This window comes from Streptomyces sp. NRRL B-24085, assembly GCF_001282115.1.
Classification (GTDB): domain Bacteria; phylum Actinomycetota; class Actinomycetes; order Streptomycetales; family Streptomycetaceae; genus Streptomyces.
Genome location: NZ_LJBR01000633.1, coordinates 1 through 6,242 on the forward strand (window position 1 = coordinate 1; position 6,242 = coordinate 6,242).

The following is a 6,242-nucleotide window of genomic DNA, read 5'->3' on the forward strand; positions in this document are numbered from 1 at the left end:
TCCCCCTACCCTCGCCCCCATGCAGCGCGCCCACGTCAGCCCGTCGAGCACGACGACGCCGGAGCAGGTCCCGGCGCGCTGACCGTTGCGCAGTCAAGCCCCGGGGCGAGTGCCCCGGGGCTTCGTCGTTCCCGCCGGTTCCTCGCCCCCACCGCCGCGAGGGAGACCCCCGTGAACGACCACGACCACCGCCGGCTCGGCCGGGAGCTCGGCCTGTTCGACACCGATCCGCTGATGGGCGCGGGGCTGCCGTACTGGCTGCCCGACGGGGCCGTCGTACGGCATGTCCTGGAGGAGTACGTCAGGGAGACCGAGCGGGCCGCCGGGTACCGGCACGTGTACTCGCCCGTGCTCGGCAAGCGGGAGCTGTACGAGATCTCCGGGCACTGGTCGCACTACGGCGACGACATGTTCCCGCCGATGCGGCTGGGCGGCGAGGAGGTGGTGCTGCGGCCCAGCCTCTGCCCGCACCACGCCCTCATCTACCGGTCGAGGTCCCGCAGTTACCGCGAACTTCCCCTGCGGCTGGCCGAGTTGGGCGGCATGTACCGCTCCGAGCTGTCGGGCGTCCTCGGCGGCCTCACCCGGGTCCGCGCCATCCAGCTCAACGACGCCCACATCTTCTGCACCCCCGGGCAGGCCGTGGCGGAGGCCCGCGCCGCCCTCGGCCTCGTCCGGCGCGCCCACCACGACCTCGGCATCCGGGCGACCAGGTACCGCCTGTCCCTGCCCGGCGGCTCCGGCAAGTACGTCGCGGACCCCGCGCTCTGGCGGCGCGCCACCGCCCTCCTCGAAGAGGCCCTGGACGGCGTCCCGTACGAGTCCGCCGAGGGCGAGGCCGCCTTCTACGGTCCCAAGATCGACGTACAGATCACCGACGCCGCCGGCCGCGAGTCCACCCTCTCCACCGTGCAGATCGACTTCCACCAGCCCGAACGCTTCGGCCTCCACTACATCGGAGCCGATGGCGGCAAGCACCGTCCGGTCATGGTCCACCGCAGCATCATCGGCAGCGTGGAACGCGCGGTCGCGCACCTCGTCGAGGCGCACGCCGGTGCCTTCCCGGTGTGGCTCGCCCCCGTGCAGCTCGCGGTCCTGCCGGTGGGCGAGGCACAGGAGGAACAGGCCGGCGACCTTGTACGGCAGGCCCTCGCGCACGGCATCCGGGCCGAACTCTCCGGTCCCGGCCAGGGCACCCTGGGCGCCCGCGTCCGCGCCGCCCGCCTCGTGCCGTACCAGGCGGTGATCGGTGAGCGGGAGGCCGGCGCCGGCTGTGCGGCCGTACGGCTGCGGGACGGGCGCAGGCCGGGAACCGTGGCGGTCGACGCCCTGCTGGACCGGGTCCGCGCCCGCGACCGGGACCGCGGGGCCGAACTCTGGGCGGCTGCGTAAGGTCGGTCCCGTACGCCAGTGACGAAAGGACCCCCGCCGTGACCGGTCAGCCCATCCCGGTGATCATCGACTGCGACACCGGCGTCGACGACGCCCTGGCCCTGCTGTTCGCCGTACGGCATCCCGGCATCGACCTGCGGGCGGTCACCTGTGTCGCCGGGAACACCGACGTCGACGGCGTCGTCCGCAACACGCTGACCGTGCTGGAGCAGGCCGGTGCCGGGGACGTCCCCGTCGCCCGGGGTGCGGCGCGGCCGCTGCTCGAACCCGTGCGCACCGCACAGCACGTGCACGGGCTCGACGGCATGGGCGACCTCGGGCTGCCCGCGCCGACCCGGGTCGCGGTGGACGTGGACGCGGTGACGCTGCTCCGGCGGGAGATCCTCGCCTCGCCCACCCCCGTCACGCTCGTCCCGACCGCCCCGCTCACCAACATCGCGCTGCTCCTGCGCACGCACCCCGAGGTGGTGCGCAACATCGAGCGGATCGTGTTCATGGGCGGCGCGGTGGCGACCGGGAACGCCACGCCGGTCGCGGAGTTCAACGTCTGGCACGACCCCGAGGCGGCCGCGGTCCTCCTCACCGCCGGGGTGCCGATCACCATGTACGGCCTGGACGTCTTCCAGCAGGTCCTGGTGCCGGCCGCCGACGTCCAGCGGCTGCGCGCGAGCGCGGAACCGTCCTTGCGCATGGCCGGCGAACTCCTCGCCCACCGCGACCCCGCCACCTCCGGCGACCCCACGCCCACGGGCGGCCTCGGCGACGCGGGCGCGGTGTGCGCGGTCGTCGACCCGGCGGGCCTGACCACCGAGCTGCTGCCGGTGGAGGTGAGCCTGGCCCCGGGCCCGACCCGCGGCCAGACGGTTGTCGACCGCCGCCCGCGTCCCGGCGAGTCCGAGATCCACGAGGGCGAGCGCGAAGTCACCCTCGTCGACGTGGGGTTGGCCGTCGACGTGGAGCGCTACGTGAAGCTGTGGCTGACGGCGGTGGAGGGGGTCTAGCGGCCGGTCCGGTCCCTCAGGAGCCGCTGACGCCCCAGCGCTGCTCCACCTTCGCGAGCCGCCAGTAGGCGATCGCCGCCGCCCACACCACCACGAACAGGCCGACGATGACGTAGCCGACGTTGTCGAGGTCGATGTCGGCGATCCAGGTGGTGAGGGCGTCGGTGAGGGCGAGCTTGTCGTGCAGGACGCCGACGAGTTCGATCGTGCCGATGAAGAAGGCGACCGCGATGGACAGGCCGGTGATGGCGAGGTTGTAGAAGACCTTGCGGACGGGGTTCGAGAAGGCCCACTGGTAGGCGAAGTTCATGAACGTCCCGTCGAGGGTGTCGAACAGGCTCATGCCGGCGGCGAACAGGAGGGGGAGGCAGAGGATCGCGTACCAGGGCAGTCCGGCCGCCGCGCCCGACCCCGCCATCACCATCAGCGTGACCTCGGTGGCGGTGTCGAAGCCGAGCCCGAAGAGGAAGCCGAGCGGGAACATCTGCCCCGGCCTGGTGATGGACCTGGTGAGCCTGCCGAGGATCCGGTTCATGAAGCCCCGGGAGTCCAGGTGCTGCTCCAGCTCCTGCTCGTCGTACGACCCCGCCCGCATCGCCCGGAAGACCCTCAGGATGCCCGTCAGGGCGACCAGGTTGAGGGCGGCGATGAGGTAGAGGAACGTGCCGGAGATCGTCGTACCGAGGAAGCCGAGGACCTGGTGGGTGCCGGACCCCTCGTTCATGACCTTGCCGGCGAGCTGGGTGCCGCCCGCGATGAGCGCGGCGAGCACCACGACGACGCTGGAGTGCCCGAGCGCGAACCAGAACCCCACCGACACCGGCCGCTTGCCGTCGGCCATCAGCTTGCGGGTGGTGTTGTCGATCGCGGCGATGTGGTCCGCGTCGAAGGCGTGCCGCATGCCGAGGGTGTAGGCGGTGATGCCGAGGCCGATGCCGAAGGCCCGGTCGCCGACCTCGTAGTGCCCCGGCACCACGAGCAGGAACAGGATGCCGAAGGCGAGGACGTGCAGCCCGGCTATCGCGGCCATCAGGCCGGCCGTCCTGACGGTGTCCTCGCGCCGCCAGCGGAACTGGCCGGAGACCTCGGGCAGGGCAGGGTCGGTCATACGGTGGTCACTCCAGCACCTCGTGGATGAACGCGTGAGCTGCCGTGGCCGGTCTCCTGGCTTACGGGTCGTGCGTCTCCGTGCCCGCCTTCCCGGCCTGATGGTGACGGCCAGTGGCTGTCCCGCGAGGGACGTGGGAGGGAGACTCCCCGATCACAGTGGCGAGGGCCGCACCGGCATGGACCTTTGAGGGGTCGTCACCGGTTTCCCGAGCACCACGGCCCGCCCACCGTAGGCGGGCTCGGGGGTTCCTGCATAGCTGCACACCTGCGCAGGTATGGAAGATCACACAGCGCCGCCTGCGAGGATGTGCGCCATGCACCTCGTCCCGGCCGACCGAGCCGACCGCCGCACCATCGACGGACACCGGGTGTGCGACGCCATCGCCGCGATCGGCGACCCGGGACACGTCCGCACCTGGTCCGACCGCTTCGCCCTGCTCGCCGACCCCAACCGGCTTTCCCTGCTGCTCGCCCTGCACCGCACCGGCCCGCTGGCCGTCTCCGACCTCGCGATCGCGACCGGCATGAACGACCCGGCCGTGTCCCAGGCGCTGCGGCTGCTGCGGGCGGCCGGGGTGGTGGCGGGCGAGAAGGAGGGACGGGTCGTGCGGTACCGGGTGGTGGACGAGGCGGTGCGGGGGCTGTTGCAGCAGGTGGCCTGAGGGCACACCCCGTAACCCGTACGGCCCGGACCGCTGGTGACGTCCCGGCACCCGGTGATCACCTGAAGCATGACCCCGCCCCGCGCCGCCCGCGCCGCCGCCTCCGCTGTCGCCCTCTCCGGGCTCCTTGCCGCCACCGCCTGTTCCGCGCTCTCCACGCCGCCGACCGCTCCGCGGCCCTCGATCACACCGCCCAGCAGCGCGCCGCCGCCGTCGCCGAAGGCGTCCGCCGGCCCGTCCTCGGCCCTCACCGAGGCGATGGCACAGGCCGCGCTCGTCACCGACGCGGACCTCGGCGAGCCCTGGACACCGACCCAGGGGGTGGCCACCTGGCACGACGAGGTGCTGAAGTCGAAGGCCGACCGGCGCGGGTGCCAGCGGCTGCTCGACGCCCTGTACGCGGACGAGTTGTTCGGCGCCGACGCCGGTCCCCGCGCGGTCGTCGGGATGGACGACGAGTGGAACGCGGCCCAGATGCGCTACCAGGTGCTCGCACGCCCCCCGGCGGAGATCGACAAGACCCTGGCCTGGCTCAGGAGCCTCCCGCGCACGTGCTCGCAGTTCGCGGCCACCACGACCACGGGAGCGGTCCTCGGGGTGCAGGTCGCCGAGCTGTCCCTGCCCGAGGCGGGGGACGCCCGGCAGGGCCTGCGGGTGCTGCTGACCGGGGAGTCGCCGGACGGCGGGCCGACGACGCTCACCCTGGACGTCGCCGCGCTCCGCGTGGGGCAGGACGCGATCAGTGTGACCAACGGCGGCTTCGGCGACGTGCAGACGGACGCCACGCAGGCGGTCGTCCGACTGGGCGCCGAGCGGCTGGCGGAGGTGCGCAGACAGGGGCGGGTGCAGGTGTGAGCGTCCGGTGAGCGGCCGGTGGGCGTGTCAGTCCCGGTCGAACCGCTTGCGGTGCCGGACCACGTCGTGCGCCACCTCGAGCGCGCTGCGGCCGTGCGCGAAGGCGTGCGCGCGCAGCCGGGCCAGCGCCTCGTCCGAGCCCACACCGAGCTGCACCATGATCATGCCGACGGCCTGGTAGACCTCGTCGTGCGCGGTGGCCAGGCCGCTCAGCCAGGGGGCGTCGCCCTCGGGGCCGTTCTCCTCCCCCCGGGGCAGGGCCATCAGGGCCACCGTCATGACCCTGGCCACGAGCTCGGCGACGCGCAGCTCGCGCCGGGTGAGTTCCCCCGGGGCCTCGCGGTAGAGGTCGAGGGTGCCCACGCACAGGGTGTCGTCGCCGAGCGGCATCGAGTACACCGCCCGTATCCCGGCGGCGGTGGCCTGCTGGGCGAAGACCGGCCAGCGGACCAGGTCCGGGTCGCAGGTCAGATCGGTGGCGAACACGGCGGCGCCGGCCGCCGCGGCGGCCGTACAGGGCCCGTCCCCCAACGTGGCCTGGAGATCCGACAGCCGGGCGGCCCGGTCGCTGCTGGACCCGAGCTGGACCGGCATGGCGTTGCTGCGCAGCGACACGCTCGCCCCGGCCACCGGCAGCAGTTCGACGGCGGCCGTGCACAGCCGGCCCGGGATCTCGGCGGGCCCGGCGCCCCGCACCCCGGCCGCGATCACGTCGGCGATCCGCCCCCGGCCCCGCTCCCGGTCCGCCCGGCGTCGGGGCTCCGGTCGGCGCGGTCCGTGTCCCGGCGACGCGAGCGGGCCGGTGCCGTCGGCCGGGGTGGCGCAGGTGCCCGCTTCGCCCGCCGGCCCGGGGGACGGTCCGGGCTCGTCGCCGTGGGCGTCGCCGTGGGCGTCCCTGGGCCGCACGGTCACCGCCTCCTTCGGTCAGCGCGGGACTGTCCGTCGTCGGCCCCCGGGCAGAGTCACCGCGAGCGGGGGGCGCCGCTCGTGGTCCTCCCGCCCAGGGGCACCGCCCGGCTACCCCTGGCCCACGGGGTGAAACGCCCGGGACCGGCACGGCGGCGGGCCCCGCCCGTCCGGGCACCCGTGTCGTCCCGCGCGCCCTTCACAGACCGCACGGCGATTCACTACGGTCTTCGATGACGGTCAGGGAGCGGCCGCACCGCGTCGAAGCGTGCCCGAGCCGCCCCGCGCCCCGTTCCTCCCCCGTTCCGCCGGCCCG

At 73.9% G+C, this 6,242-nt stretch carries 6 protein-coding genes and 1 riboswitch; of the genes, 4 read left to right on the forward strand and 2 right to left on the reverse strand.

Features of this window, described 5'->3' with window-relative positions; genetic code table 11:
- Positions 1-171: 171 nt before the first annotated feature.
- Positions 172-1,392 (forward strand): threonine--tRNA ligase, encoded by a 1,221-nt coding sequence (thrS, locus tag AOJ26_RS40590; RefSeq protein ID WP_053853336.1) that lies wholly within the window; start codon positions 172-174, stop codon positions 1,390-1,392.
- A 38-nt stretch (positions 1,393-1,430) separates the two neighbouring features.
- Positions 1,431-2,393 (forward strand): nucleoside hydrolase, encoded by a 963-nt coding sequence (locus tag AOJ26_RS40595; protein ID WP_053853337.1) that lies wholly within the window; start codon positions 1,431-1,433, stop codon positions 2,391-2,393.
- Between the two features lie 16 nt (positions 2,394-2,409).
- On the opposite strand, the gene AOJ26_RS40600 is transcribed toward AOJ26_RS40595, so the two are convergent.
- Positions 2,410-3,501: a HoxN/HupN/NixA family nickel/cobalt transporter gene (locus AOJ26_RS40600; RefSeq protein WP_053853338.1), complete on the reverse strand. Its 1,092-nt coding sequence runs from the start codon at positions 3,499-3,501 to the stop codon at positions 2,410-2,412.
- A 28-nt stretch (positions 3,502-3,529) separates the two neighbouring features.
- A riboswitch (cobalamin riboswitch) is annotated at positions 3,530-3,736 on the reverse strand.
- Between the two features lie 81 nt (positions 3,737-3,817).
- On the opposite strand from AOJ26_RS40600, the gene AOJ26_RS40605 reads away from it, so the two are divergent.
- On the forward strand, positions 3,818-4,165 hold the full coding sequence (locus AOJ26_RS40605; protein WP_053853339.1) for an ArsR/SmtB family transcription factor: 348 nt from the start codon (positions 3,818-3,820) through the stop codon (positions 4,163-4,165).
- Positions 4,166-4,234: 69 nt separating this feature from the next.
- Entirely contained in the window at positions 4,235-5,020 is a 786-nt protein-coding gene (locus tag AOJ26_RS40610; RefSeq protein WP_053853340.1) for a hypothetical protein, read from the forward strand.
- 27 nt (positions 5,021-5,047) lie between these two features.
- Here the strand turns inward: AOJ26_RS40610 and AOJ26_RS40615 are convergent, their stop codons facing one another.
- Positions 5,048-5,926, reverse strand: a complete 879-nt coding sequence (locus tag AOJ26_RS40615; protein WP_373413140.1) for a GAF and ANTAR domain-containing protein — start codon at positions 5,924-5,926, stop codon at positions 5,048-5,050.
- Positions 5,927-6,242 lie beyond the last annotated feature (316 nt).